23 protein-coding genes and 2 pseudogenes are annotated in these 26,435 nt (G+C 62.9%); 22 read left to right on the plus strand and 3 right to left on the minus strand.

Translation table 11 applies throughout. The features are described 5' to 3' along the window. From AC0NIE_RS06620 to AC0NIE_RS06640, 5 genes are all read left to right on the plus strand, one after another. A complete protein-coding gene (locus tag AC0NIE_RS06620) occupies positions 1–1,326 on the plus strand; it encodes a S41 family peptidase (RefSeq protein WP_095495435.1) in 1,326 nt (441 codons plus the stop codon). 132 nt (positions 1,327–1,458) lie between these two features. Next, positions 1,459–2,628, plus strand: coding sequence for a divergent polysaccharide deacetylase family protein (locus AC0NIE_RS06625; RefSeq protein ID WP_473486291.1), 1,170 nt, complete (start codon positions 1,459–1,461; stop codon positions 2,626–2,628). A 2-nt stretch (positions 2,629–2,630) separates the two neighbouring features. Further along, the gene (locus AC0NIE_RS06630) at positions 2,631–3,152 is read left to right on the plus strand and encodes an RNA pyrophosphohydrolase (protein WP_258121552.1); all 522 of its coding nucleotides are present in this window, start codon (positions 2,631–2,633) and stop codon (positions 3,150–3,152) included. Positions 3,153–3,241: 89 nt separating this feature from the next. Further along, complete coding sequence (gene alr / locus AC0NIE_RS06635; protein WP_473486292.1) at positions 3,242–4,390, plus strand: alanine racemase; 1,149 nt, start codon at positions 3,242–3,244, stop codon at positions 4,388–4,390. A 162-nt stretch (positions 4,391–4,552) separates the two neighbouring features. After that, the gene (locus AC0NIE_RS06640; protein WP_473486293.1) at positions 4,553–5,809 is read left to right on the plus strand and encodes a D-amino acid dehydrogenase; all 1,257 of its coding nucleotides are present in this window, start codon (positions 4,553–4,555) and stop codon (positions 5,807–5,809) included. Between the two features lie 96 nt (positions 5,810–5,905). Here the strand turns inward: AC0NIE_RS06640 and AC0NIE_RS06645 are convergent, their stop codons facing one another. Continuing rightward, positions 5,906–6,787, minus strand: a complete 882-nt coding sequence (locus AC0NIE_RS06645; RefSeq protein ID WP_473486294.1) for a LysR family transcriptional regulator — start codon at positions 6,785–6,787, stop codon at positions 5,906–5,908. 380 nt (positions 6,788–7,167) lie between these two features. On the opposite strand from AC0NIE_RS06645, the gene AC0NIE_RS06650 reads away from it, so the two are divergent. The 3 genes from AC0NIE_RS06650 (at position 7,168) to AC0NIE_RS06660 (ending at position 9,777) form a co-directional block, all read left to right on the plus strand. Next, positions 7,168–8,664 (plus strand): CoA-acylating methylmalonate-semialdehyde dehydrogenase, encoded by a 1,497-nt coding sequence (locus AC0NIE_RS06650; RefSeq protein ID WP_473486295.1) that lies wholly within the window; start codon positions 7,168–7,170, stop codon positions 8,662–8,664. A 228-nt stretch (positions 8,665–8,892) separates the two neighbouring features. Further along, positions 8,893–9,192, plus strand: a complete 300-nt coding sequence (locus AC0NIE_RS06655; protein WP_473486296.1) for a hypothetical protein — start codon at positions 8,893–8,895, stop codon at positions 9,190–9,192. A 270-nt stretch (positions 9,193–9,462) separates the two neighbouring features. After that, on the plus strand, positions 9,463–9,777 hold the full coding sequence (locus AC0NIE_RS06660; protein WP_473486297.1) for a hypothetical protein: 315 nt from the start codon (positions 9,463–9,465) through the stop codon (positions 9,775–9,777). Positions 9,778–9,858: 81 nt separating this feature from the next. On the opposite strand, the gene AC0NIE_RS06665 is transcribed toward AC0NIE_RS06660, so the two are convergent. After that, on the minus strand, positions 9,859–10,551 hold the full coding sequence (locus tag AC0NIE_RS06665) for a GntR family transcriptional regulator (RefSeq protein ID WP_473486298.1): 693 nt from the start codon (positions 10,549–10,551) through the stop codon (positions 9,859–9,861). Positions 10,552–10,620: 69 nt separating this feature from the next. Here AC0NIE_RS06665 and AC0NIE_RS06670 point away from each other — a divergent pair, with 69 nt between their 5' ends. The 13 genes and pseudogenes from AC0NIE_RS06670 to AC0NIE_RS06730 all read left to right on the plus strand — a co-directional run bounded on the left by AC0NIE_RS06670 (position 10,621) and on the right by AC0NIE_RS06730 (position 25,221). Further along, entirely contained in the window at positions 10,621–11,514 is an 894-nt protein-coding gene (locus AC0NIE_RS06670; protein ID WP_473486299.1) for a dihydrodipicolinate synthase family protein, read from the plus strand. A gap of 196 nt (positions 11,515–11,710) precedes the next feature. Next, positions 11,711–12,961, plus strand: a complete 1,251-nt coding sequence (locus AC0NIE_RS06675; protein ID WP_473486300.1) for an NAD(P)/FAD-dependent oxidoreductase — start codon at positions 11,711–11,713, stop codon at positions 12,959–12,961. 12 nt (positions 12,962–12,973) lie between these two features. Beyond that, positions 12,974–13,975 (plus strand): 4-hydroxyproline epimerase, encoded by a 1,002-nt coding sequence (locus AC0NIE_RS06680; protein WP_473486301.1) that lies wholly within the window; start codon positions 12,974–12,976, stop codon positions 13,973–13,975. 335 nt (positions 13,976–14,310) lie between these two features. After that, complete coding sequence (locus AC0NIE_RS06685; RefSeq protein ID WP_473486302.1) at positions 14,311–15,213, plus strand: branched-chain amino acid ABC transporter permease; 903 nt, start codon at positions 14,311–14,313, stop codon at positions 15,211–15,213. Between the two features lie 49 nt (positions 15,214–15,262). Continuing rightward, positions 15,263–15,520, plus strand: a pseudogene (locus AC0NIE_RS06690) (DUF3382 domain-containing protein); the annotation flags it as partial. Positions 15,521–15,601: 81 nt separating this feature from the next. Continuing rightward, entirely contained in the window at positions 15,602–16,846 is a 1,245-nt protein-coding gene (livM, locus tag AC0NIE_RS06695) for a high-affinity branched-chain amino acid ABC transporter permease LivM (protein WP_473486383.1), read from the plus strand. Further along, positions 16,846–17,997, plus strand: a pseudogene (locus AC0NIE_RS06700) (ABC transporter ATP-binding protein); the annotation flags it as partial. The gene livM and the pseudogene AC0NIE_RS06700, both read left to right, overlap by 1 nt. An 11-nt stretch (positions 17,998–18,008) precedes the next feature. Then, complete coding sequence (locus AC0NIE_RS06705) at positions 18,009–18,737, plus strand: ABC transporter ATP-binding protein (protein ID WP_473486303.1); 729 nt, start codon at positions 18,009–18,011, stop codon at positions 18,735–18,737. Between the two features lie 17 nt (positions 18,738–18,754). Then, positions 18,755–19,102 carry a DUF6867 family protein gene (locus tag AC0NIE_RS06710; RefSeq protein ID WP_473486304.1) on the plus strand — a complete coding sequence of 116 codons (348 nt, stop codon included), beginning with the start codon at positions 18,755–18,757 and terminating at the stop codon, positions 19,100–19,102. 139 nt (positions 19,103–19,241) lie between these two features. After that, positions 19,242–20,360, plus strand: coding sequence for a branched-chain amino acid ABC transporter substrate-binding protein (locus AC0NIE_RS06715; RefSeq protein WP_473486305.1), 1,119 nt, complete (start codon positions 19,242–19,244; stop codon positions 20,358–20,360). A 263-nt stretch (positions 20,361–20,623) separates the two neighbouring features. Continuing rightward, complete coding sequence (pyc, locus tag AC0NIE_RS06720; RefSeq protein WP_473486306.1) at positions 20,624–24,082, plus strand: pyruvate carboxylase; 3,459 nt, start codon at positions 20,624–20,626, stop codon at positions 24,080–24,082. 371 nt (positions 24,083–24,453) lie between these two features. Next, positions 24,454–24,714, plus strand: a complete 261-nt coding sequence (locus tag AC0NIE_RS06725) for a DUF2312 domain-containing protein (RefSeq protein WP_023800031.1) — start codon at positions 24,454–24,456, stop codon at positions 24,712–24,714. 51 nt (positions 24,715–24,765) lie between these two features. Further along, entirely contained in the window at positions 24,766–25,221 is a 456-nt protein-coding gene (locus tag AC0NIE_RS06730; protein WP_473486307.1) for a hypothetical protein, read from the plus strand. 130 nt (positions 25,222–25,351) lie between these two features. Here AC0NIE_RS06730 and AC0NIE_RS06735 read toward each other — a convergent pair whose 3' ends face one another. Continuing rightward, positions 25,352–25,861, minus strand: a complete 510-nt coding sequence (locus AC0NIE_RS06735; protein ID WP_473486308.1) for an arsenate reductase ArsC — start codon at positions 25,859–25,861, stop codon at positions 25,352–25,354. A gap of 215 nt (positions 25,862–26,076) precedes the next feature. Here AC0NIE_RS06735 and AC0NIE_RS06740 point away from each other — a divergent pair, with 215 nt between their 5' ends. After that, positions 26,077–26,421: a hypothetical protein gene (locus AC0NIE_RS06740; RefSeq protein WP_473486309.1), complete on the plus strand. Its 345-nt coding sequence runs from the start codon at positions 26,077–26,079 to the stop codon at positions 26,419–26,421. Positions 26,422–26,435 lie beyond the last annotated feature (14 nt).

Here is a 26,435-nt window from a genome sequence, read left to right on the forward strand (position 1 = left end):
ATGATGCGGAAACTTTCGCTTCTGTTTGCCGGTGCGCTGATGGGCGCATCCGCGATGAGCCTGGTCTATGGCGCCCCCGGCTCGACGGCGAACGCTGCGGGCTCCGAGACCTATAAGCAGCTGGCGATCTTCGGTGACATCTTCGAGCGGGTGCGGGCGCAATATGTGACGCCGCCCGACGACAAGTCGCTGGTCGAAAACGCCATCAACGGCATGCTTACCTCGCTCGACCCGCACTCCTCGTATATGAACGCCGAAGAGGCGCAGGACATGCGCGTGCAGACCAAGGGCGAGTTCGGCGGCCTCGGCATCGAGGTCACCATGGAGAACGACCTGGTCAAGGTGATCACGCCGATCGACGATACGCCGGCCGCCAAGGCGGGCGTGCTTGCCGGCGACTATATTGCCAAGATCGACGGCGAGGAGGTTCGCGGCCTGAGCCTCAACGACGCGGTCGAGAAGATGCGCGGGCTGGTCAACACGCCGATCAAGCTCACTATCCTGCGCCAGGGCGCCGACAAGCCGATCGAGCTGACGGTGGTGCGCGACATCATCAAGGTCAAGGCGGTCAAGTTCCGAGTCGAGAACGACATCGGCTACATGAAGATCACCTCCTTCACCGAAAAGACCCATGACGACCTCGAGAACGCCATCGACACCATCAAGAAGCAGGTGCCGAACGAAAAGCTCAAGGGCTACGTGCTCGATCTGCGCCTCAATCCGGGCGGGTTGCTCGACCAGGCGGTGAGCGTGTCCGACGCCTTCCTCACCCGTGGCGAGATCGTCTCGACGCGCGGCCGCGATCCGAAGGACGTCACCCGCTTCGACGCGCGGCCGGGCGACGACATCGACGGCAAGCCGCTGGTCGTGCTCGTCAATGGCGGCTCGGCCAGTGCGTCCGAAATCGTCGCCGGCGCGCTGCAGGATCTGCGCCGCGCCACGGTGGTCGGCACGCAGTCCTTCGGCAAGGGTTCGGTGCAGACCATTGTCCCGCTCGGCGAGAACGGCGCGCTGCGCCTGACGACGGCGCTCTATTACACGCCGTCCGGCAAGTCGATCCAGGGCAAGGGCATCACGCCCGACATCAAGGTCGACCAGCCGTTGCCGCCGGACCTGCAGGGCAGGGATCTGACGCGCGGCGAGTCGGACCTCAAGGGCCACATCAAGGGCAGCGACGAGGGCGATACCGGTTCGGGCTCGGCAGCCTATGTGCCGCCGGAGCCGAAGGACGACCTGCAGCTCATCTTTGCCGAGCAGCTGCTGCGCGGCGAAAAGACCGATCCGGCGTTCCCGCCGAATCCGGACAAGGCAGTGCTGAACCAGTAGGGGCTGTGCTGAACCGGTAAAGGTCGATCAGCCGGACAACAGGTCTGGCTGCCTGATCGAAGCGATGTAATGCTGCCGGGGCTGCAAGGCCCCGGCAGTTTGATTCGGGGGAACCGCGGCTGGGGATGCGGCTTGGCTGACATCGGCAACGACATCGAACGCCCGCTAGGGCAGGCAGTCCGGCCGCCGCGCGCGGCCCGCAGGATCAGCGCCGGTGTGGTCGCGGCCACGCTTCTGGTGCTGGCCGTAATCGGCGTCTCCGGCGCGATTGCGCTGCGCGAAAGGCCGTTTCGAAAGCCGGAAGAAATCGCCGTTTCGACACCGAAGACGACAGCGGTGGTCGAACCCGCAGTGCCGGCCAAGGAGCCGGCATCGAAGGCGGAAGCAGCATCCAAGATGGGCGGGCCGCAGATCATCCATATGCCGACCGAAGTTGACGGTGGTCCGCCCAAGGCGGCCATTGTCATTCGCGACCCTTCGACGATCGGCCAGAACCTGAGGATCGCGCATATTCCCGACAAGGCGCTGGTCGAGGCCGGCGAAACCGGCCCATTGCCGGTTCGTGCCGCTGACGGCAGGCGGCCGTTCGATGTCTATGCGCGGCCGTGGTCCGGTGCGCGCGGTGCGCGTGTGGCGATTGTCATCGGCGGGCTAGCCGTGTCGCAGACCGGCACGCAGTCGGCCATCGCCAAGCTGCCGGCCGAAGTGACGCTGGGCTTTGCGCCGCAGGGCAACAGCATCGGCCGATGGATGCAGGCGGCGCGGCAGAGAGGCCATGAGATCGTCATGCAGGTGCCGCTCGAACCGTTCGATTATCCGAACGTCAATCCCGGCCGCAACACGCTGACGGTCGCGGCGACGGCGGATGAGAATTTGAAGAATTTGCGCTGGGCGCTGTCGCGGACGACCAACTACACCGGCGTCATGAACTATATGGGCGCGCGTTTTTCGGCCGATGCGGCGGCGATGGGACCGCTGATGGACGAGCTCGGCAGGCGCGGCCTGGCCTATGTCGACGACGGTTCTTCGGCGCGCAGCCTGGCACCCAACCTGGCGTTGAAAAACGGCGTGCCGTTCGCCGCCGGTGACACGTCGATCGACGCCGTGCGGGACCGCGGCGCCATATTGAAGAAGCTGGACGAACTGGAAGCCACCGCGCGGGCAAAAGGCTTTGCTGTCGGCATCGGCTCGGCCTTCGACCTGACGGTCGACACCGTGTCGTTTTGGGTGAGCGAGGCCAAGAAACGCGGCATCGAGATCGTGCCGATTTCGGCGGTGGCGGTGGATCCGGAAAAAGGTTGAGCATGGCGAAGAAAAAACCGGTCGATCCCGAGACGCTGCCTTATCGTCGCTGTGTCGGACTGATGATCCTCAACGGTGATGGGCTGGTCTGGGTCGGGCATCGCATTGCCGAGCCGGACAGCGAATTCGCCGGCACGACGCAACTCTGGCAGATGCCGCAGGGCGGCATCGACAAGGGCGAAGAGCCGCTGCAGGCGGCGCAGAGGGAACTCTACGAGGAAACCGGCATGCGCAGCGTCTCGTTGCTGGATGAGGCGCCGAACTGGATATATTACGACCTGCCGGCCCATCTGGTCGGCATCGCCTTCAAGGGGAAATATCGCGGCCAGACGCAAAAATGGTTCGCCTTCCGCTTTCACGGCGACGTGAGCGAGATTGAGATCAATCCGCCGCCGGGCGGCCACACCGCTGAGTTCGACAAATGGGCTTGGCGGCCGATGCAGGAATTGCCCGACCTGATCGTGCCGTTCAAGCGTCAGGTCTATGAGGACGTGGTTGCGGCGTTCCGGCATCTGGTTGCGTAGCTTGGCGCAAGCCGCGCTCGAGCCGACCACGGTTGCCGCGTCAGCGCGGTGGCTTTATTGATGGCCAATCCGCTGCAGACGGGGTTGGCATGAACGAGGCCTCCAAAAAATCTCTTTCTGAAAGGGTCGCCGTCAAAGCCGCGCCGATCAGCGAAGCGGCGGCCGGCGCCATATTGACCGTCGATCTCGGCGCCATCCGCGCAAATTACCGGCGGCTCAAGGCGCGCTTGGGTGGCGTCGGCTGCGCGGGTGTCGTCAAGGCCGACGGCTACGGGCTCGGCGGGGCCCAAGTGGCGGCGGCGCTGGCGGCCGAAGGCTGCGCTATTTTTTTCGTCGCGCATCTGACCGAAGGGGTCTTGCTGCGCCAGGCGCTCGGCGCACGGCCAGCGATCTATGTGCTGAACGGCATTCAGCCGGGCGCTGAAAGCGAAGCCGTCGACGCGGAGCTGGGCGCCGTCATCAACAGCGCCTACCAACTCGCCGCCTGGCGCGCGGCGGCGCAGCGGGCCGGCCGCAAGCTCAAGGCTGCAATCCAGGTCGACAGCGGCATGTCGCGGCTCGGCATGGCGGCAGCCGAGGTGGAGGCCGTCGCTGCCGATCCGCAGGCTTTCGACGGTATCGACGTCACCTTCGTGATGAGCCATCTCGCTCGCGCCGACGAGCCAGAGCATCCGGCCAACTTGCAGCAGCGGCTGGAATTCGAGCGGCTGCGCAGGATGCTGCCAAAGGCGCCGGCCTCGCTAGCCAACTCCTCCGGCATCTTTCTTGGGCAGCCCTTTCATTACGACCTCGCCCGGCCCGGTGCGGCGCTCTACGGCATCAATCCGACGCCAGCGGTGGAAAATCCGATGCTGCCGGTGGTGCGGCTTCAGGCAAAGGTCATCCAGACGCGCAGCCTCGATAGGGGGGCCGGCGTTGGCTATGGCCATGTTTTTCACGTGACCGATTCGCTGGTCGCCGCAACGATCTCGCTAGGCTATGCCGATGGCTGGCATCGACGCGCGGCCTCAGCCGCCTGGTTCGAAAATGTGCGCTTGCCATTCCTTGGCCGTGTATCGATGGATTCGATCGTTCTCGACATCTCGGCCCTGCCGCCCGACAGGCTGAAGGCGGGCGATCTCGTCGAACTGATCGGACCGTCGCAGACAGTGGACCAGGCGGCCGGCCATGCCGGCACCATCGGTTATGAAATCCTGACCAGCCTCGGACACCGCTTTCACCGGCGCTATGTAAATTGATAGCGCGCGGGCTTTTTTAGGCATGTCGTTGTCCCAAAACCGCTGCGTACTTTTGGGCGACATGCTTGAGCACTTGGCGGACGCCGTAAAATCCGGCAGACAGAAAGCCACGATGCCCCGTCCCAAAACCCCTGACAAGGCGTCGTTCTGGAGAACTATGCGATGAAGATCTTCGTGCTGGGCGGCGGCGTTATCGGGGTCACTACCGCTTATTATCTCGCCGAGGCCGGCCATGAAGTGACGGTGATCGACCGCCAGAAGGGCCCGGCGCTGGAAACCAGTTTTGCCAATGCCGGCGAGATTTCGCCCGGCTACGCCTCGCCCTGGGCCGGTCCCGGCGTCCCGTTGAAGGCGATCAAATGGCTGTTGATGAAGCATGGTCCGCTGGTGGTGCGGCCGACTCTCGATCCGCATATGTGGGTGTGGCTGGTCAGGATGCTCCGCAACTGCACGGCCGATCGCTATGCGGTGAACAAGGCGCGCATGGTGCCTTTGGCCGAATACAGCCGCGACACGCTGAAAGCGCTGCGCGAGGCGACCGGCATCGCCTATGACGAGCGCGCCAAGGGAACGCTGCAGCTTTTTCGCACGCAACAGCAGCTCGACGGCACTGCCGGCGATGTCGAGGTGCTGAAGACATACGGGGTTCCCTACGAGATTCTCGATCCCGACGGCTGCATCGCGGCCGAGCCGGGGCTGGCAGGCGTGCGTGAAAAATTTGTCGGAGGTCTGCGACTGCCGGGCGACGAAACCGGTGACTGCAAAATGTTCACCGACCGTCTGGCCGAGCTCTGCGCGGCGTGCGGCGTTACCTTCGAATACGACACGTCGATCAGGCGGATTGTCCGCAAGCGCAACCGTATCGCCAACATCAATACGAGCAAGGGTTGGAAGGCTGCCGACGCCTATGTGATGGCGATGGGCAGCTATTCGGCCAAGTTCATGCGCAGCCTGAAACGACCCATCCCAGTCTGTCCGGTCAAGGGCTATTCGATCACCGTGCCGATCAAGGATGCTGCCGCAGCACCGGTGTCGACGGTGATGGACGAGACCTACAAGGTGGCGATCACCAGGCTCGGCGGCCGCATCCGGGTCGGTGGCACGGCGGAGATTTCCGGCTTCGACCTGACGTTGCATGAATCGCGGCGGCGCACGCTCGAACATTCGCTCGGCGACCTATTTCCAGGCAGCGGCGACATGCGGTCGGCGACCTTTTGGTGCGGGTTGCGGCCGATGACGCCGGACGGGCCGCCGCTAATCGGCCGCACCGAGTTTTCCAACCTCTATCTCAACACCGGCCACGGTACGCTCGGCTGGACCATGGCCTGCGGCTCGGCCAAGGTCCTGGCCGACATCATTTCCAGCCGGGTGCCGGACATCAATGTCCGCGATCTTGGACCGGAGCGGTACCAGCGGTAGGATCGGAAGGTGCTTCATCCATTTGAGCGGGGTGAGAAACTTGCCGCGCAATTTGGGATCAAGGTCAATACACTTCGCCGCGTCAGATGGATATCGTCAGACGAACAGGCTTCGCTCCTGTTCCACCGCCTTGGTGATGAAGCTCGCGACGATCTGGACGCGGCGCAGCGGTCTGACGGATTCGTGATAGACCAGCCAGTAGGCGCGGCGGATGGGCGCGACAATGTCGACAGCCACCAGTTCCGGCATCGAACGGGCGACGAAGGTGTGCAGGATGCCGATGCCGGCGCCGGAGCGCACCGCTTCGGCCTGGCCGAGTGCCGAGGAGATGGCGAAGCTCGTGCGCCAGTCGGCGCTGAACTCGGCCGCATAGTCGAGCGAGGGGCTGACGATGAGGTCCGGCACATAGCCGATCAGTGCGTGCCGGCCGAGCTCGGCCGGCGTCTGGGGCAGGCCATGCGCTTCGGTATAGGCGCGGGACGCGAACAGGCGGAGCGTGTAATCGACCAGCTTTCCCGCCACCAGCCTGCCTTCGGTCGGCCGCTCCACGGTGATAGCGATGTCAGCCTCGCGTCTGGACAGCGAGAAGGAACGCGGCACCGGCACCAGCTGGATGGTGAGTTCGCGGTGAAGCGCCGTCAGTGCGCCGAGGCGTTTGGCCAGGAAGGCGACGCCGAAACCATCAGGCGCGCCGATGCGCACGGTGCCGGAGACATCGTCGCCTTCGCCCGCCACGATCGAGCGCGCGGCGATCATGTCGCCTTCCATGCGCTCGGCGATGTCAAGGAAACGCTCGCCCGCCGGCGTCAACTCGCTGCCGGTGGTCAGTCGGCGAAAGAGTTTTGCGCGCAGCGCATCCTCGAGTGCGGCGACGCGGCGCGAGACGGTGGCGTGGTTGAGCTCCAGCCGCTTGGCCGCGCCAAGGATCTGGCCGGCACGCGCCACCGCCAGAAAGATGCGGACGTCATCCCAGTTCATGAGGAGGGTCCGGATGACAATCGTCGACGTTGCGTTCCGTGGCACCCCCCTCTGTCCTGCCGGACATCTCCCCCTCAAGGGGGGAGATTGGCAGCTCCGCTGACAGCTCTTCCTTAACAGCGTCGATGTTTGGCGAAGGCAAAGATGACAGCGCAATCTCCCCCCTTGAGGGGGAGATGGCCGGCAGGCCAGAGGGGGGTGTGAAGGAACGCAATCTCTCAATCCCTGCAGCGATGAACCGGCACCCTATCATTTGCGGCAATTGATGCACAGGCGTCGTCCGCTATCTATTTTCCGCACAACGGTTGCGTGTTCGCTCGCGTTGCCATCGGCCGCACAAAGGCGGACAATGCTGCATCACAAATACAGGGAGAGAAACCATGATCGAATACGGTCATTTCATCGGCGGCAAGCGTGTCGCTGGGACCAGCGGCCGCAAGCAGGACGTCATGCAGCCAATGGACGGCACGGTACGCGGCACCGTGGCACTGGCTTCGCAGGCGGAACTGCGTGCGGCGGTGGAAAACGCCAAGGCGGCGCAGCCCGGCTGGGCGGCGACCAACCCGCAGCGGCGCGTGCGCGTGTTGATGAAGTTCCTCGAACTGGTCGCCAAGGAGTATGATGCGCTGGCCGACATTCTGGCGCGCGAACACGGCAAGACCATCGCCGACGCCAAGGGCGACATCCAGCGCGGCCTGGAAGTGGTCGAGGCCTGCATCGGTGCACCGCACATGATGAAGGGCGAGTTCACCGACGGCGCCGGCCCCGGCATCGACGTCTATTCAATGCGCCAGCCGCTCGGCGTCGTTGCCGGCATCACGCCGTTCAATTTTCCGGCGATGATCCCCTTGTGGAAGATCGCGCCGGCTATCGCTTGCGGCAACGCCTTCATCCTGAAGCCTTCGGAGCGCGATCCAGGCGTGCCGATGCGCATCGCCGAATTGTTCATCGAGGTCGGCCTGCCAGCGGGCATCCTCAACGTCGTCAACGGCGACAAGGACGTGGTCGACGCCATCCTCGACGACCCTGACATCAAGGCTATCGGTTTCGTCGGCTCGACGCCGATCGCCCAGTACATCTATTCGCGCGGCTGCGCGGCCGGCAAGCGCGTGCAGTGCTTCGGCGGCGCCAAGAACCACATGATCATCATGCCCGACGCCGACATGGACCAGACCGTCGACGCGCTGATCGGCGCCGGCTACGGCTCAGCCGGCGAGCGCTGCATGGCGATCTCGGTGGCTGTCCCGGTCGGCAACGACACCGCCAACCGGCTGATGGAAAAGCTGGTGCCGCGTGTCGAAAGCCTGAAGGTCGGCCCGTCGACGGATTCGTCCGCCGATTTCGGCCCGCTGGTGACGGCGCAGGCGCTGGAGCGGGTCAAGGGCTATGTCGACACCGGCGTCAGGGAAGGCGCCAAGCTGGTCGTCGACGGCCGCGGCTTTTCCATGCAGGGCTATGAGAACGGCTACTATATGGGCGGCTGCCTGTTCGACAACGTGACCGCCGATATGCGCATCTACAAGGAAGAGATCTTTGGGCCGGTGCTCTCGGTGGTGCGCGCGCCGACTTACGAGAACGCGATCAAGCTCGCCAACGACCACGAAATGGGCAACGGCGTCGCCATTTTCACCCGCGACGGTGATGCGGCCCGCGACTTCGCCTCGAGGGTCCAGGTCGGCATGGTCGGTATCAATGTGCCGATCCCGGTGCCGATCGCCTACTACACGTTCGGTGGCTGGAAAGCGTCTTCCTTCGGCGACCTCAACCAGCACGGACCGGACGCATTCCGTTTCTACACCAAGACCAAGACGGTGACCTCGCGCTGGCCGTCAGGTGTGAAAGATGGGGCCGAGTTCGTCATCCCGACGATGAATTAGCCGGACGGTTCCGGATCCTGATTTATGATTGAAGACGAAGAAGGCCCGGCTAGAAACCGGGCCTTCTGTTGGCCGGTCTCGCACCGTATCTGCGTGAACGCTAATGTGATGGAACCAGGCGGGCAGTAGAAGTCTTAAAATTGCAATCCCGCCGCGAAGCAAGCGCGGCAGATTAACCAACGGCGCTGGCGACATCTTCGGGCACCGGCCGGCGCAAGGAGGTGTCAGATGACGCGTCTTATGGTGTCGATACTTTGCGCGGCGGCTGCCGCGCTTTCCGCCGCCCCGGCAACAGCGGCCGACCAATGCGCGCCACGAGCCGACATGATCAAGGCGCTCGGCGAGAAGTTTCGGGAAAATCCGACCGCTCTCGGCGTCGTCAATCCGAATGTGATTGTTGAAGTCTTCGTTTCCGACCAGGGCACCTGGACCATCCTCGCCAGCGACACACGCGGTCAAAGCTGCGTGGTTTCGGTGGGTGAAGGCTGGGAGAGCGCGATGACGACAGCGGCGCTGCCAGGTACCTGAGGGTGCAGCCGCCTTAGCATAGCCGCGCCAGGCCGCGGTTCTCGTGACGACCATGAAACGGATCCACAGGCGCCCCAGCGGGCGCCTGCTTGCGCTTTTTCCTTGCCGACACCATATATGGAACATAGTGGGAACATAAGGAATCGTCCCCGCTGATGACAGACCGGAACACAGAAAGGAACGACGCGATGACGTCGGAACCCGGCCTGAATCGTTCCGGCAAGATGAGGGCTCTCCCTTTGTCGGACGTGATAGCAAAGGAAGTGCCCTATGGCGTGCAAATCGCTGTTGGTTGGGTTGAAAACCCTGATTCTTGCTGGGGCATTGGCGGTGGGTACGAACGCCGCAAGCGCCCAATATCAATATTGCGTTGAACATGGCGATCTCGTCGCCCACCTGAGCGAGCAGTTCCAGGAAAGACAGTTTGCTTTCGGGCTGATCGGTCAGATGGCGATTATGGAAGTCTATGTCGCCGACAGCGGAAGCTGGACGATCATCGTCACCGACGTCGCCGGCAGAAGCTGCATCGTCGCGGCCGGCGAACATTGGGAAAACGTGGTGATCCCGACCGACCAGGACGCATGACCGAATTGAACGATGCTCAGCGCCTGGCCGCCGCCGGATGGACGGAACTCAAAGAGCCGGCCGAAGGTTGATGCCGATCTCCTAGCGCGTCGCTGCCGCCTCGGCATGGCCGCGCAGCAGCGCCATCAGGCGCTTGGCATCTTTGGCGGCGGCGTCTTCGTCGCCGGCGAGGATCGAGCGGATCAGCGCGACGTGGTGCTCTGCCGATTCCGCCAGTCCGGTTTCGGCCTTGTAGCGGAACCAGAAGCGGCGGCTGTGGGTCTGCAAGGGGGCTGCCAGCCGCGCGGCGAAGGGGTTGTCGGCCGCCAGCGCCAGCGCCTCGTCGAGCGCCTTGTCGGCCTGAATGAAGGCCAGCACATTGCCTGATATCACCGCCTTCTGCATCGCCAGTGCCGCATCGTGAAACAGATCGGCGGCGTCACGGGTGACGAAGCGGGCGGCCGAGCGGGCAAGAACCACCTCGACGCCACGCCGTGCATCGAGAACGCGCAACCAGTCGCCGGGATGGAGCGGGGCAATGGCGATGCCGGCACGAGGCCGGACATCCAGCAATCCTTCCCAAGCCAGCCGCTGGATCGCCTCACGCATCGGCGTGCGGCCGAGCCCCAGCCTGTCGATCAGCGCGCCCTCGGTAATGAAGCTTGAAGGCGCCAGTTCGAGCGTCACGATCATGTGCTCGAGCAGGCGGTAGGCTTTCGCCGCCACTGGCTCGAATGCTGGGCTTGTTTCATTGAATATCAAAGGCGAGCTCCTGATATATTTTTGATATATCATAGCGAAATCCGTGTTGACAGTCCGTTTCTTAACAAATATACGGCTGATATATCAGATGGAGCGACCGCCATGTGGACCGGAGTTTTCCCCGCCGTCACAACGAAATTCACCGAGGACGACCGCCTCGACCACGCCGAGATGGAGCGCTGCTTTGCGCTGCAGATGGAGGCCGGCTGCGACGGCATCATCGTCTGCGGCTCGCTCGGCGAGGGGCCGATGCTCTCGCATGACGAGAAGATCGACGTGCTGAGGACCGCGCAGAAGATCGCCGGCAAGAGGCCGGTTCTGCTGACGGTCAACGAAGCCGGCACGCGCGAGGCGGCGGCGATCGCGCGCCGCGCCGCCAAAGAGGGCGCCGACGGGCTGATGGTGGTGCCGAGCCCGATCTACCACACCAATGCGGCGGAGACGGTCGCGGCACTGCGTGCCGTCGCCGAGGCCGGCGACCTGCCGGTGATGATCTATTCCAACCGGCTTGCCTATCGCGTCGACGTCACCGTCGACCAGATGGAGGAACTGGCGAAGGACAAGCGCTTTGTCGCCATCAAGGAATCCTCCGACGACATCCGCCGCTCGACCGAAATCATCAACGCCTTCGGCGACCGCTACGACCTGTTCACCGGCGTCGACAATCTGGCGTTCGAGGCGCTGTCGGTCGGCGCCATCGGCTGGGTGGCGGGGCTGGTCACTGCGTTTCCGCGCGAGACGGTCGCCATCTATCAATTGATGAAGCAGGGCCGCCGCGAGGAGGCGCTGACAATCTACCGCTGGTTCCGGCCGCTACTCGACCTCGACGTGTCGACCTATCTGGTGCAGAACATCAAGCTCGCGGAAGTCCTGGCGATCAACACCAACGACCGCGTGCGCATGCCGCGCCAGCCGCTGTCGGGCGAGCGCCGCAGGATGGTCGAAAAGATCGTCAGGGATGCACTGGCGGTGCGGCCGGCACTGCCACAATTCTAAGGGTGGCAATATCGCAGACCCCCTCATCCGGCTGCTTCGCGGCCACCTTCTCCCCGAGGGGAGAAGAGGTCGCCAACGCTGGCGTCAGCCTCTTCTCCCCGTCGGGGAGAAGGTGGCCCGAAGCGGCCGGATGAGGGGGCTGGCTATAAGGTGCGGAGCGAGGCGGAGGCCGAGCCATGCAGCGTGGCGCGCAGCCATGAATAGCGATGCTGCAATCGACATCGCCATCATCGGCGGCGGCATCATCGGCATCTGTGTCGCCGCCTATCTGGCCGAGGCGGGGCGAAACGTCACGATCTTCGATCGGACGGGGATATGCGAGGAAACGAGTTCCGGCAATGCCGCTGCCCTGGCCTTTTCCGATGTGCTGCCGCTGGCCCACAAGGGCATGATCAGGCACCTGCCGAAATGGCTTGCCGACCCGCTCGGCCCGCTCAGCATCCCGCCCGCCTATCTGCCGAAGCTGCTGCCGTGGCTTATCCGCTTCTGGCGCGCCGGACGAAGCGACCGCTACGAGGCCAGCCTCGCGGCGCAGGCCGGGATGATGCGGCTCGCCGAGGCCGAATGGGCCGGGCTGATGGCGCGCTCGGGCACCGGAAACATGCTGCGCGAGGACGGCTCGCTCGAACTTTACGAGAGCGACGCCGAGTTCAAGGCGTCACTGCCCGGCTGGGCAGCAAGGCAGCGCTTCGGCATCGGCTTCAGCCATGTCGAGGGCGATGCTGTCGCCGCCTTGCAGCCGGGCCTGTCGCCGCGCTTCGTCAAGGGCACTTTCGTGCCGGGATGGAAGACCGTTACGGATCCGAAATTATTGGGCAAGGCGATCTGGGCCTATGCCGAGAAGAACAGCGCGCGTTTCGAAAAGGCTCGGATCGACCATGTCGGAGCAGGGCAGGATGGCGCGACATTGACGCTGGCCGACGGCACGGTGCGGCAAGCAAAACGCCTCGTCATCGCCGCCGGCGCGTGGTCGCATCTCCTGGCGAAACATCTCGGCGACCGCATCCCGCTCGAAACCGAGCGCGGCTACAACACGACGCTGCCGAAGACCGCCTTCGACGTGAAGCGGCAACTGATCTTCTCCGGCCACGGCTTCGTCGTCACGCCGCTTGAAACCGGCGTGCGCGTCGGCGGCGCGGTCGAGCTCGGCGGCATCGAGCGGCCGCCCAACTACGCCCGCTCGAAGGCGCTGCTCGAAAAGGCCAAAAGCTTCCTGCCGGGGTTTGATCCGGCCGGTGGCCGCGAGTGGATGGGGTTCCGGCCGTCGCTGCCGGATTCGCTGCCGGTGATCGGTGGCGCCAGGCAGGCCGGCACGATAGTCTATGCATTTGGCCACGGCCATCTCGGCCTGACCCAGGCGGCTGTCACCGGACGCCTGGTCCGCGATCTCATTCTCGGCCAAAATCCGGTGTTTGATCTGTCTCCGTTTTCTCCGAACCGCTTCTGACGGGAGCTAGAAATGGCGCGCCACTCCTTCTTCTGCATCGACGGCCACACCTGCGGCAATCCGGTGCGGCTTGTCGCCGGCGGCGGACCGCTGCTCCAGGGCGCGACGATGATGGAGCGGCGCGCGCATTTCCTGGCCGAGTATGACTGGATCCGCACCGGGCTGATGTTCGAGCCGCGCGGCCATGACTTGATGTCCGGCTCGATCCTCTACCCGCCGACGAGGCCCGATTGCGACATCGCCATCCTTTTCATCGAAACCTCTGGCTGCCTGCCAATGTGCGGTCACGGCACCATCGGCACGGTGACGATGGCCATCGAGCACGGGCTGGTCAAGCCGAAGACGCCGGGTTTGCTCAGGCTGGACACGCCGGCCGGCCTGGTCACCGCCGAATACAAACAGGTCGGCGAATATGTCGAAGAGGTGCGCATTACCAACGTGCCGTCCTTCCTCTATGCCGAGGGTCTGACGGTCGAATGTCCGCAGCTCGGCGAGATCAGCGTCGACGTCGCCTATGGCGGCAATTTCTACGCCATCGTCGAGCCGCAGAAGAACTATCGCGACATGGCCGACCACTCCGCCGGCGACCTCATCGCCTGGAGCCCGGTGGTGCGGCAGCGGCTCAACGAGAAGTACGCCTTCGTGCATCCCGAGAATCCCGGCATCGACCGGCTGTCGCATATGCTGTGGACGGGTGCGCCGACTGACAGCCAAGCGGATGCGCGCAACGCCGTCTTCTACGGCGACAAGGCGATCGACCGTTCGCCTTGCGGCACCGGCACCTCGGCGCGGATGGCGCAGCTTCACGCCAAGGGCAAGCTTAGGACTGGCGACGATTTCGTCCATGAATCGATCATCGGCTCGCTGTTCAAGGGCAGGGTCGAGAAGGAGGTCACAGTGGCGGGCAAGCCGGCGATCATTCCCTCGATCGGCGGCTGGGCGCGCATGACCGGATTGAACACGATCTTCATCGACGACCGCGACCCGTTCGCGCACGGATTCGTCGTCAAGTAAAGGGAATCCTGACCCTAGGGAAACCAAAGGAGCCAAAAGGGATTGCCTTCAGCAGCGCAACGATCCTGCTCATCAAGTTATCTTGACGGCGATTTCTTCGAAACGGGGTGCATGATACGGCTGAATCGTCAATGACATTGCGTTATGCCAATGATAGGGTCCGCGATAGTCCAGGGGCCGGATATGAAAAAAACGGGCGATCGGGCAGCGTGCGGCGAAAACACGCGTTCTGATCGAAAAATCACGTTGCAATCCGGGCTCGAAACTTTACGACTAGGGCAAATACGAAAAGGAATGCGTCTGCATGGGCGACATTCCAGGGGAGCCACGACAGCATGCAGTACTTTGTCCAGCAGCTTATCAATGGGCTGACGCTGGGATCGATCTATGGGCTGATCGCGATCGGCTACACGATGGTCTACGGCATCATCGGCATGATCAATTTCGCCCATGGCGACATCTTCATGGTCGGGGCCTTCGCCGCCCTCATCGTTTTCCTCATCCTCGGCGCACTGTTCTATTCGCTGCCGATCGTCGTCGCGCTGCTGGTCATGATGATCGTGGCGATGCTTTTGACCAGCCTCTACAACTGGACGATCGAAAAGGTGGCCTATCGGCCGCTGCGCGGTTCGTTCCGGCTGGCGCCGCTGATCACCGCGATCGGCATGTCGATCGCGCTGTCCAATTTCGTGCAGGTGACGCAAGGGCCGCGCAACAAACCGGTGCCGCCGATGGTGTCAAATGTCTACACGATCGAGGGCATCAGCGTGTCGCTGAAGCAGATCATCATCGTCCTGGTCACCGTGATCCTGCTTGCGATCTTCTGGTATCTCGTCAACAGGACCGCGCTTGGTCGAGCGCAACGCGCCTGCGAGCAGGACCGCAAGATGGCGGCACTGATGGGCATTGATGTCGACCGCACCATCTCGATCACCTTCGTCATGGGTGCGGCCCTTGCCGCTGTCGCCGGCACGCTGTTCCTGATGTATTACGGTGTCGTGGTGTTTTCCGACGGCTTCACCCCTGGTGTGAAGGCGTTCACCGCGGCCGTGCTCGGCGGCATCGGCTCGCTGCCCGGCGCCGTGCTCGGCGGGCTGATGATCGGCTTCATCGAGAGCATGTGGTCGGCCTATTTCTCAATCGACTACAAGGACGTCGCCGCCTTCTCCATCCTGGCGATCGTGCTGATCTTCCTACCTTCCGGCATTCTCGGCCGGCCAGAAGTCGAAAAGGTCTGAGACAATGGCGGTCACCGCATCTCCGGAGCGCGACATCGTCGCCACCCCCATGCAGCGCGCCACCCGCGAAGCGCTCTATGCCGGCGCCATTGCGCTCGGCCTGTTCGTGCTGTTCATCGGCCTGAAGACCGACCAGAACATCTCCAACGAACTGATCCTGGTGCAGCGCTGGGGCTTGCTCGCCGGCGTCGTCATCGCCACCATGGCCGGACGCTTCCTTTACGTCGCCTATGGCCAACCCTTCCTGGCGAACCAGAAGATCGTCGACGTCGCCACCGGCCTGCTGCCGGTCAGCCTGGCTTCGCGATTCTTCCGCCTTCCCGCGTTCATCCTGGCGGTCGCCGTCGCCGTTATTCTGCTGGCGCTCAGTGGATTGCTGACCGAAGCTTTGGGGCCGGAACTTTCCGATTTTGTGCGGTTCGTGCGGGCGCTTGCAATCATCTATGCTCTGGCTTGGCTGATTTATCATTTCCGGGCCTTCATTCATGCTCATTTCTCGGCATTGGGCATAACCGCGCTGGCGCTCTATCCGATCGTCGTGGTGTTGGTGCTGGCGCTATATGCCGGGTCCATGGCGGCCGGATTCCAGGGCTCGCTGAAGTATGTCGACAATTACGGCATCCAGATCCTGATCTACGTCATGCTGGCCTGGGGGTTGAACATCGTCGTTGGCCTCGCCGGCCTGCTCGACCTTGGTTATGTCGCCTTCTACGCCGTCGGTGCCTATGCCTATGCGCTGCTCGGCACGCATTTCGGCCTCTCGTTTTGGATCCTGCTGCCGGCCGCCGGCGCCATGGCCGCATTCTGGGGCGTCATGCTCGGCTTTCCGGTGCTGCGCTTGCGCGGCGACTATCTGGCGATCGTGACGCTCGCCTTCGGCGAGATCATAAGGCTGGTGATCATCAACTGGCGCGAGGTGACCAACGGCTCGGCCGGTATTTCCGGCATCCCGAAGGTCTCTTTCTTCGGCCTGATATCGTTCAACGTTTCGGACCCGAACTATATCGCCAAGGTTTTCGACATCGCCACGTCGAGCGCCTACTACAAGATCTTCCTCTACTACCTGATCCTGGGACTCTGCCTGCTGACCGCCTTCGTCACGGTGAGGCTCAGGCGCCTGCCGGTCGGCCGCGCCTGGGAAGCGCTGCGCGAGGACGAGATCGCCTGCCGCTCGCTCGGTATCAACACCACCACCACCAAGCTCACGGCCTTTGCCACCGGCGCGATGTTCGGCGGCTTCGCCGGCTCGTTCTTCGCTGCGCGGCAAGGCTTCGTCAGCCCGGAATCCTTCATCTTCCTGGAATCGGCGATCATCCTTGCCATCGTCGTGCTTGGCGGCATGGGCTCGCTGGTCGGAATTGCCGTCGCCGCCATGGTGATGATCGGCGGCACCGAAATCCTGCGCGAACTGGATTTCCTCAAGACCGGCCTGAGTTGGGGCAATATTAAGGTCATACCCGGCTTCGGCCCCGACTTCACGCCGGAGCTTTATCGCATGCTGCTGTTCGGCATGGCCATGGTCATCGTCATGCTGTGGAAGCCGCGCGGCTTCGTCGGCAGCCGTGAGCCGACCGCCTTCCTCAAGATACGCAGAGCCGTGTCGGGGTCCTTCACCAAGGAAGGACACGGCTGATGAATGCGAGCCCATCCATGAACGATGCCATCCTGCAGGTCGAGCATCTGTCGATGAAGTTCGGCGGTCTCGTTGCCATCGGCGACCTGTCCTTCCAGGCCAGGCGCGGCGAGATCACCGCGCTGATCGGGCCAAACGGCGCCGGCAAGACCACCGTGTTCAACTGCATCACCGGCTTCTACAAGCCGTCCGAAGGCATGCTCACGCTCAACCGGCGCGATGGCTCGAGCTATCTGCTCGAACGTCTGCCGAATCATGAGATCCCGGCGCGCGCCAAGGTGGCGCGCACCTTCCAGAACATTCGTCTGTTCTCGGGCATGACGCTGCTGGAGAACCTGCTGGTCGCCCAGCACAACAAACTGATGAAGGCGTCCGGCTACACGATCCTCGGCCTGTTCGGCTTCAGCGGTTATCGCAAGGCTTCGGCCGAGTCGATCGATTTGGCCAGGCACTGGCTGGAGAAGGCCAACCTTGTCGACCGCGCCGACGATCCGGCCGGCGACCTGCCCTATGGCGCGCAACGGCGTCTGGAAATCGCCCGCGCCATGTGTACGGGTCCCGAGCTTCTGTGCCTCGACGAGCCGGCCGCCGGCCTTAATCCGAAGGAATCGGCGGCGCTCAATGCGCTGCTGAAGGACATCAAGGACAATACCGGCACGTCCATCCTTTTGATCGAGCACGACATGTCGGTGGTCATGCAGATTTCCGACCATGTCGTGGTGCTCGAATACGGCCGCAAGATCTCCGACGGCAATCCGCAATCGGTGCGGACGGACCCGCGCGTCATCGCCGCCTATCTCGGTGTCGACGACGAGCAGGTCGAGACTGTGCTGACCGAGGTCGGCGACGAAGATGTTATCGAGCAACTGGACACCGGCCCCGACGCGGAGCACGGCCCGGGAGCATCGTCCTCGTATCTCGCGGGACCGGTGACCGAGACGATCGGCCATAGCGAGGGCGAGCGCGTCACGGTCTCGAAAGGCGCCTCGAAAGCGGGGCAGGTCGACGAGCGTGCAAAGGCGGTGGCAAGCAAGCCCTTGTCGCCCGCAGCCAAGCCGGCGGCGAAATCTTCCAATGCAAAGCCGGCCGCCAAGGCTCGTTCTGGCCGTACTTCCGGGAAGACCGCCGGGCCTGCCGCCGGCAAGCGCGGAGGGCGCAAATAATGGCCGGCACAACGCTTCTCGATGTCAAGGGCGTCCAGACCTACTACGGCAACATCAGGGCGCTGAACGGCGTCGATGTCACCGTCAAGCAGGGCGAGATCGTCGCGCTGATCGGCGCCAACGGCGCCGGCAAGTCGACGCTGATGATGACGATTTTCGGTGCTCCACGGGCGCGGGCGGGCACCATTACCTTCGCCGGCACTGACATCACCCAATTGCCGACCCATGAGATTGCGCGCATGCGCATCGCGCAGTCGCCGGAGGGCCGCCGCATCTTTCCGCGTATGACGGTGATGGAAAACCTGCAGATGGGCGCCAGCCTCGACAACCTCAAGCACTATGACGAGGATATCGAGAAGGTGTTCACGCTGTTCCCGCGCCTCAAGGAACGCATTGCCCAGCGCGGCGGCACGCTGTCGGGCGGTGAACAGCAGATGCTGTCGATCGCCCGCGCGCTGATGGCGCGGCCGAAGCTGCTTCTGCTCGACGAGCCTTCGCTTGGTCTGGCGCCGCTGATCGTCAAGCAGATCTTTGACGCCATCCGCGAGCTGAACCGCACACAAGGGCTGACCGTATTCCTGGTCGAGCAGAACGCCTTCGGCGCGCTGAAGCTCGCCACCCGCGGCTATGTCATGGTCAACGGCAATGTGACGATGACCGGCACCGGCAAGGAACTTCTCGCCAATCCGGAAGTGCGCGCCGCTTATCTCGAAGGCGGCCATCACTGAGTTCAGGAGTCTTCATCATGCAGGGCATTCTCCACGAGGAACCTTCGATCTGGCAGTTCTTCTTCGTCACCTGCCTGCTCGGCGGCTGGGCGGCGTGGATGACGGGCAAGGCCTGCGCCCAGACATGGCGCAGCTTCATCCAGTTGTTCGCCTACATGCTCGGCCTCGGCATCGCCGTAAGATTCATCCATCACGCGCTGTTCGGCGGCACGATGTTCTCGCTGCATTACTACATCGTCGATACCATCGTGCTGATGATATTGGGCTTCATCGGCTATCAATACACACGCACCAACCAGATGGTGACACAGTATAATTGGCTCTATGAAAGAGCTTCTCTCTTGAGCTGGAAACCGAAAGGTTGACGTTTATAATTAACGCCGTTTCGGAGATGAATCGACGTGACAAGTGCCTGAAAATCGGCAAAGTACCCTTTCTGCGAGTAAGAGCGGGCATCGCATGAAAGCATCATCCACGCCCGCTCGGTAAATGGGAGCGTTTTACATGAAAAAGTCACTCTTGTCCGCCGTCGCCGTGACCGCGCTTGTCGCGTTCAGTGGCAGCGCGTGGGCTGACATCCTGATCGGCGTTGCCGGTCCGATCACTGGCCCGAACGCTGCGTTCGGCGCCCAGTTGCAGAAGGGCGCCGAGCAGGCTGCCGCCGACATCAACGCGGCCGGCGGCATCAACGGCGAGCAGATCAAGCTCAAGATCGGTGACGACGTGTCCGATCCCAAGCAGGGCATCTCGGTCGCCAACAAGTTCGTCGCCGATGGCGTCAAATATGTTGTCGGTCACTTCAACTCGGGCGTCACCATCCCGGCGTCGGAAGTCTATGCCGAGAACGGCATTCTAGTCATCACGCCTTCGGCGACCAACCCGCAGCTGACCGAGCGCGGCCTGTGGAACACGTTCCGCACCTGCGGACGCGACGACCAGCAGGGCAAGGTTGCCGGCGACTATCTCGCTGCGCACTTCAAGGATGCCAAGATCGCTGTCATCCACGACAAGACGCCTTATGGCCAAGGCCTCGCCGACGAAACCAAGAAGGCGCTTGCAGCCAATGGCGTCACCGAAGCCATGTATGAAGGCATCAATGTCGGCGACAAGGACTTCTCGGCGCTCATCGCCAAGATGAAGGACGCTGGCGTCTCCGTCGTCTATTATGGCGGCCTGCACACGGAGGCCGGCCTGATCATGCGCCAACTCGCCGACCAGGGTCTCAAGGCCCAGTTCATGTCCGGCGACGGTATCGTGTCCAACGAACTGGCCTCCATCGCCGGCGACGCCGTCGATGGCACGTTGATGACGTTCGCTCCGGATCCGCGCAAGAATCCGAACGCCAAGGAGCTCGTCGAGAAGTTCCGCGCCGCCGGTTTCGAGCCTGAAGCCTACACGCTTTATTCCTACGCCGCTCTGCAGATCGTCGCAGCCGCCGCCACCAAGGTCGGCGCCTCCGACGACGCGCAGAAAGTTGCAGAAGCGATCAAGGCGCATGGCCCGTGGAAGACCGCCATCGGCGACATCGGCTATGACGCGAAGGGCGACATCACCCGCCCCGACTACGTCATGTACAACTGGAAGAAGGGCGACGACGGCAAGTACACCTACGTCGAGCAATAAGCCGGCAAATGTCTTAAATCTGGAAATGCCCGGCGCTCTGCGCCGGGCATTTTTCGTGTGAAGCACGATCCTTTCCGAAAAACCGACCTTTCCGAAAAACCGGATCGACAGTGCCCGGCGCACGCTGGATCAGCGGCAGAGCGCTTCAACGTTGGGAATCGATTTAAATCGGTTTAATCGCTTCCTTCGATTTTGTTTGCACTGCAGCATTTTCGCGTTAATCATGTCGTCAGTACCTTTCCGTTCGCGTCCGGAGCCTGTCCTTGGCAATCTCGAAGATCCTTGTCGCCAATCGCTCCGAAATCGCCATCCGCGTCTTCCGCGCGGCCAACGAACTCGGCCTCAAAACCGTTGCGATCTGGGCCGAGGAGGACAAATACTCGCTGCATCGCTTCAAGGCCGACGAAAGCTACCAGGTCGGGCGCGGGCCGCATCTGATCAGGGATATGGGGCCGATCGAAAGCTATCTGTCGATCGAGGAAGTGATCCGCGTCGCCAGGCTTTCGGGCGCCGATGCCATCCATCCGGGCTATGGACTGTTGTCAGAAAGCCCTGAATTCGCCGAAGCCTGCGCCAAGGCCGGCATTATTTTCATTGGACCGAAGCCGGATACGATGCGCAGGCTCGGCAACAAGGTCGCCGCACGCAACCTGGCGATCGAGGTCGGCGTACCGGTAATTCCCGCCACCGATCCCTTGCCGGACGACATGGAAGCGGTGAAGGCGCTCGCCAAGACGATCGGCTATCCGGTGATGCTGAAGGCATCGTGGGGCGGCGGCGGCCGCGGCATGCGCGCCATCCGCTCGGAAGCCGATCTCGCCCGCGAGGTGACGGAGGGCAAGCGCGAAGCGAAAGCCGCCTTCGGCAAGGACGAGGTCTATCTCGAAAAGCTGATCGAGCGCGCCCGCCATGTCGAGGTGCAGGTGCTGGGCGACATACACGGCAATGCCGTGCACTTGTTCGAGCGCGATTGCTCGATCCAGCGCCGCAACCAGAAGGTGGTCGAGCGCGCGCCGGCGCCGTATCTCGAAATGTCACGGCGCGAAGAGCTTTGCGGTCATGCGCTGAAGATCGCCCGCGAGACGAGCTATATCGGCGCCGGCACGGTCGAATTCCTGCAGGATGCCGACACCGGCAAATTCTATTTCATCGAGGTCAACCCGCGCATCCAGGTCGAGCACACCGTCACCGAGCAGGTGACCGGCATCGACATCGTCAAGGCGCAAATCCACATCCTCGATGGTTTCGCCATCGGTACGCCGGAATCGGGTGTGCCGGCGCAGAGGGATATCAGGCTCAACGGCCACGCGCTGCAGTGCCGCATCACCACGGAAGATCCCGAGCAAAATTTCATTCCCGACTATGGCCGCATCACCGCCTATCGCGGCGCCACCGGTTTCGGCATCCGCCTCGATGGCGGCACAGCCTATTCGGGCGCGGTCATCACCCGTTTTTACGACCCGCTGCTGGAGAAGGTGACGGCCTGGGCGCCGACGCCGGCCGAGACCATCGCCCGGATGAACCGGGCATTGCGCGAGTTCCGCATTCGCGGCGTGGCGACCAATCTCACCTTCCTCGAGGCGATCATCAATCACCCGAGTTTCGCCGATAATTCCTACACGACCAAGTTCATCGACACGACGCCGGAGCTGTTCGCCAGCGTGAAGCGGCAGGACCGCGCGACCAAGCTGCTCAACTACCTCGCCGATGTCAGCGTCAACGGCCATCCCGAGACGCGCGGCCGGCCGCAGCCGAAGGCCGATGCGGCGGCACCCATGGTGCCCTACCTCAACGGCAATGTGCCTGATGGCAGCAAGCAGAAGCTCGATGAGCTTGGGCCGGAGAAATTCGCGGCCTGGATGCGCGCGCAGAAAGAGGTGCTGGTCACCGACACGACGATGCGCGACGGACACCAGTCCTTGCTTGCGACGCGGGTGCGCACATATGACATCGCCGGCATTGCCGGCACCTATGCACGCGCGCTGCCGCGGCTTTTGTCGCTCGAATGCTGGGGCGGGGCGACGTTCGACGTCGCCATGCGCTTCCTTACCGAAGACCCGTGGGAACGGCTGTCGCTGGTGCGCGAGGCAGCGCCCAATTTGTTGCTTCAGATGCTTTTGCGCGGCGCCAACGGCGTCGGCTACACCAACTATCCCGACAATGTCGTCCAGCATTTCGTCAAACAGGCCGCCGTCGGCGGCATCGACCTGTTTCGCGTCTTCGACTGTTTGAACTGGGTCGACAACATGCGCGTCGCCATGGACGCGGTCGGCGCCGAAGGCAAACTGATCGAAGCGGCGATCTGCTACACCGGCGATATACTCGACCCGGCCCGCGCCAAATACGACCTCAAATACTACGTCGCGCTGGCCAGGGAGTTGCAGGCGGCCGGCGCCCATATCGTCGCGGTCAAGGACATGGCCGGCCTCCTAAAGCCCGCGGCGGCACGAGTGCTGTTCAGGGCGCTGCGCGAAGCGACCGACCTGCCGATCCATTTCCACACGCACGACACGTCAGGCCTCTCGGCGGCGACGGTGCTGGCGGCGGTGGACAGCGGCGTCGACGCCATCGATGCGGCGATGGATTCCTTATCGGGCAACACCTCGCAGCCTTGCCTGGGCTCGATCGTCGAGGCGCTGAAGAGCACCGAGCGGGATCCCGGCCTCGACCCGCAATGGATCAGGAGCATCTCGTTCTACTGGGAGGCGGTGCGCAACCAGTATGCCGCCTTCGAGAGCGACCTGAAGGGGCCGGCATCGGAAGTCTACCTGCACGAAATGCCGGGTGGGCAGTTCACCAATCTCAAGGAACAGGCGCGCTCGCTCGGTCTGGAGACGCGCTGGCACGAAGTGGCGCAGACCTATCATGACGTCAATCGGATGTTCGGTGACATCGTCAAGGTGACGCCGTCGTCCAAGGTCGTCGGCGACATGGCGCTGATGATGGTAAGCCAGGACCTGACGGTCGCCGATGTCGAAAATCCGGCCAGGGATATCGCCTTCCCCGACTCGGTCGTGTCGATGCTGCGCGGCGACCTCGGCCAGTCGCCCGGCGGCTGGCCGGAGGCACTGCAGAAGAAGGTGCTGAAAGGCGACAAACCGATCACCGTGCGGCCCGGTTCGCTGCTGAAAGCAGCCAATCTCAAGGCCAGCCGCAAGGAGATAGAGGACAAGCTCGAGCGCAAACTCAACGAGTTCGAATTCGCCTCGTGGCTGATGTACCCGAAGGTTTTCTCCGACTTTACGGCAGCGCAGGAGACCTATGGGCCGGTCAGTGTGCTGCCGACGCCGACCTATTTCTACGGCATGAAGCCGGAAGACGAGATCTTTGTCGACATCGAGAAGGGAAAGACGCTGGTGGTGCGCTGCCTGGCCATCGGCGATGTCGATGAGAAGGGCATGGTCACCGTGTTCTTCGAGCTCAACGGCCAGCCGCGCCGGGTCAAAGTGCCGGACCGTGCGCATGGCGCTTCCGCCGCCAAGGCGCGGCGCAAAGCTGAGCCGGGCAACGAGGCGCATGTCGGCGCGCCGATGCCCGGCGTCGTCTCGGCGCTTGCCGTTGCCGCCGGCCAGGCGGTCAAGGCCGGCGACGTGCTGCTGTCGATCGAGGCGATGAAGATGGAGACGGCATTGCATGCCGAGCGCGATGGCACAATCGCCGAAGTGCTGGTGAAGGCCGGCGATCAGATCGACGCCAAGGATTTGCTGATCGCCTTCGGATAAGGTGCGTTGATATTCAGGTGATGCCGGCCTGCAAACGCCAGCTTCCTGCGCTTGCTTACAGCGCCGCGCGCCCCTCGGGCGCGCAAAGGACGCTGGAGTACTTGATTTGCGCATGATCCTTTCCGAAACTCGATCTCGATCTCGGGGATCATGCGCGGGCTCACGTAGTTTAAGTACGCTCCGCTCCGGTTCTCGGAAGCCGCCGTTTTCGACTCGGCCTGACCTGAATCTCAACACACCTTAGGGTGTGTCCAACCGTTCATGCCGCATCGATAACAGCTTGACCGGTCGCTCCCGGTCGGGCATCGAACCGCTGCAAATTCGCCCCGACAGTTCCTGAGTCGCGGCATGGAAAACGACGCGGAGAAAAAATGGCCGACGACATCACCGAAACCAGCCAGACTGTTGCCGCCGGCCAGCTGCGAGCCTTCATCGAGCGCATCGAGCGGCTCGAGGAAGAGAAGAAGACGATCGCCGACGACATCAAGGAAGTGTTCGCCGAGGCCAAAGGCACCGGCTTCGACACTAAGGCGATGCGGTCGATCATCCGGCTGCGCAAGAAGGATCAGGCCGAGCGGCAAGAGGAGGAAACCATCCTCGACCTCTACAAAGCCGCTCTCGGCATGGTGTAAGGCTGATAACAGCCCTGGGCGCCGGTTGCGGCGCCCTCAACGGGTCGAACCATGAGCGAATTCGACTTCGGCGGCCGCCGCGCCTCTGAATTCCGCCAACGCGGCTTCTGGACGCTGTTCGCGGAGCGGCATCCGGAAGAAAGGGCTCTGATGGCGCGGCGCGGACCCTGGTTCTGGCAGCGCGGGCTGCCCGACTTCGCATTGGTCCTTTCCATGTATGTCGCGCCGGCGCAGAACCATGTCGGCGTTTTCTTCGGCCGCAACGAGAAGTTCGGTGCCACGGAAGCCTGGTCGCGGTTGAAGCCGTTCCAGCCGACGATCGAAGACAGGTTGAGGCTCAGGCCGGAACAGAGTTGCGAGGGCCTCGGCATCAATTCGCTGTGGCGCGTGAACTGTTTTGCCGAGGATAATTGGCCGGCCATGGCCGACTGGCTGGTGACGGAAGCATCGCGTTTCGAGCGCGCCGTTGCCGCGGTGCTGGGCGAGGGTGGCAAAGCCGGCTCGTGAAATCGGCTGCCTGTCGGCGGCTTGACCCTAAAGCGCGTCGCGTCTGAAGGGATTCGTGCGACGCGCTTTAGTTTTGTTTTTATGCATGTCGTTACCCAAAAACCGCTGCGCACTTTTGGGGCGACATGCGTTAGTTCGGCTTCTCCGTGTCGCGGCCGATCGCATTGAGATGGTGTTGCAGCGCCAGATGGTCGAGCGTATCCATCGGCAGATTGGTGAACAGCGAGATGCGGTTGTTGAGCATGCGATACGCATCGGCAAAGGCAAGGTGCAGTTCGGCTTCGGTGCCGTCTGCCTTGGCTGGGTGCGGTATCGACCAGAGCGCGGTCATCGGATGACCCGGCCAGATCGGGCAAGATTCGTTTGCGGTGCTGTCGCAGAGCGTGAAGATGAAATTCATTTCCGGCGCGTCGGGCTCGGCAAACTCGTCCCAGCCTTTCGAGCGGGCGAAGCTCGTATCGTAGTTGAGGCTTTCGAGCAGCTGCAGTGCGTAGGGATTGACCTCGCCCTTCGGTTGCGAACCGGCGGAAAAGGCCTTGAACCTGCCGGCACCGATCCGATTGAGGATGGCTTCCCCGATGATGGATCGTGCCGAATTGGCGTTGCAAAGAAACAGCACGTTGTAGACATTATCGCTCATCTCAAGACCTCTTGGCAGGCGACTGGATGATGGGGGCGGCAGATTCGGGTAAGGTATCCTTGCCGAGATGCCGACAAGGGCGACGTAGAAAGGTTTCACGACCGTTTGATGACAATCTGTCAGATCATACGCTTGCATGCCGATGATCGACTTGCTTTGGCGGGCTTGCCGCGTTGGACATCTCTGCGACTGTCAATTGAGAGAAGGCCGCATCGATGAGCGCGCCAAAGACCTTCGAAGGCGAACACGGCAAGGCAGGCCGTGCGGCGGGTTTCTTCCAATCGCGCTGGCAAGGCACGGCCCCGCTTGACCGGCTGTTCTGGCGCGATCTTGTCCTTGTCGGCACGGCGATCAATATCGCATTGTCGGTGCTGGCGCTGATCCTGCTCGGGCTGAAACTGCCGCTCGCTCTCGTTCTGGCGGTGCATTTCGCGCCAGTGCCGTATAATTTCTTTCTGACTTTCGCGGTATGGCGGACCGCCGAGAAATCCGGCGGCGTCAAGGCTTCGCTGATGACGCTGGGGGCTGTGCTGTGGCTGGTCCTGGTGGTGGTGGTCTGACGGGACAGTGCTGC

The organism is Mesorhizobium sp. WSM4842 (assembly GCF_055901575.1).

What these genes read in the sequence shown, in the direction of transcription:
- AC0NIE_RS06620 (WP_095495435.1), top strand. Translation starts at nt 1, where the DNA reads ATGATGCGGAAACTTTCGCTTCTGTTTGCCGGTGCGCTGATGGGCGCA.
- AC0NIE_RS06630 (WP_258121552.1), top strand. Translation starts at nt 2,631, where the DNA reads ATGGCGAAGAAAAAACCGGTCGATCCCGAGACGCTGCCTTATCGTCGC.
- alr (WP_473486292.1), top strand. Translation starts at nt 3,242, where the DNA reads ATGAACGAGGCCTCCAAAAAATCTCTTTCTGAAAGGGTCGCCGTCAAA.
- AC0NIE_RS06640 (WP_473486293.1), top strand. Translation starts at nt 4,553, where the DNA reads ATGAAGATCTTCGTGCTGGGCGGCGGCGTTATCGGGGTCACTACCGCT.
- AC0NIE_RS06645 (WP_473486294.1), bottom strand. Translation starts at nt 6,787, where the DNA reads ATGAACTGGGATGACGTCCGCATCTTTCTGGCGGTGGCGCGTGCCGGC.
- AC0NIE_RS06650 (WP_473486295.1), top strand. Translation starts at nt 7,168, where the DNA reads ATGATCGAATACGGTCATTTCATCGGCGGCAAGCGTGTCGCTGGGACC.
- AC0NIE_RS06655 (WP_473486296.1), top strand. Translation starts at nt 8,893, where the DNA reads ATGACGCGTCTTATGGTGTCGATACTTTGCGCGGCGGCTGCCGCGCTT.
- AC0NIE_RS06660 (WP_473486297.1), top strand. Translation starts at nt 9,463, where the DNA reads ATGGCGTGCAAATCGCTGTTGGTTGGGTTGAAAACCCTGATTCTTGCT.
- AC0NIE_RS06665 (WP_473486298.1), bottom strand. Translation starts at nt 10,551, where the DNA reads ATGATATATCAAAAATATATCAGGAGCTCGCCTTTGATATTCAATGAA.
- AC0NIE_RS06670 (WP_473486299.1), top strand. Translation starts at nt 10,621, where the DNA reads ATGTGGACCGGAGTTTTCCCCGCCGTCACAACGAAATTCACCGAGGAC.
- AC0NIE_RS06675 (WP_473486300.1), top strand. Translation starts at nt 11,711, where the DNA reads ATGAATAGCGATGCTGCAATCGACATCGCCATCATCGGCGGCGGCATC.
- AC0NIE_RS06680 (WP_473486301.1), top strand. Translation starts at nt 12,974, where the DNA reads ATGGCGCGCCACTCCTTCTTCTGCATCGACGGCCACACCTGCGGCAAT.
- AC0NIE_RS06685 (WP_473486302.1), top strand. Translation starts at nt 14,311, where the DNA reads ATGCAGTACTTTGTCCAGCAGCTTATCAATGGGCTGACGCTGGGATCG.
- AC0NIE_RS06705 (WP_473486303.1), top strand. Translation starts at nt 18,009, where the DNA reads ATGGCCGGCACAACGCTTCTCGATGTCAAGGGCGTCCAGACCTACTAC.
- AC0NIE_RS06710 (WP_473486304.1), top strand. Translation starts at nt 18,755, where the DNA reads ATGCAGGGCATTCTCCACGAGGAACCTTCGATCTGGCAGTTCTTCTTC.
- AC0NIE_RS06715 (WP_473486305.1), top strand. Translation starts at nt 19,242, where the DNA reads ATGAAAAAGTCACTCTTGTCCGCCGTCGCCGTGACCGCGCTTGTCGCG.
- AC0NIE_RS06725 (WP_023800031.1), top strand. Translation starts at nt 24,454, where the DNA reads ATGGCCGACGACATCACCGAAACCAGCCAGACTGTTGCCGCCGGCCAG.
- AC0NIE_RS06730 (WP_473486307.1), top strand. Translation starts at nt 24,766, where the DNA reads ATGAGCGAATTCGACTTCGGCGGCCGCCGCGCCTCTGAATTCCGCCAA.
- AC0NIE_RS06735 (WP_473486308.1), bottom strand. Translation starts at nt 25,861, where the DNA reads ATGAGCGATAATGTCTACAACGTGCTGTTTCTTTGCAACGCCAATTCG.
- AC0NIE_RS06740 (WP_473486309.1), top strand. Translation starts at nt 26,077, where the DNA reads ATGAGCGCGCCAAAGACCTTCGAAGGCGAACACGGCAAGGCAGGCCGT.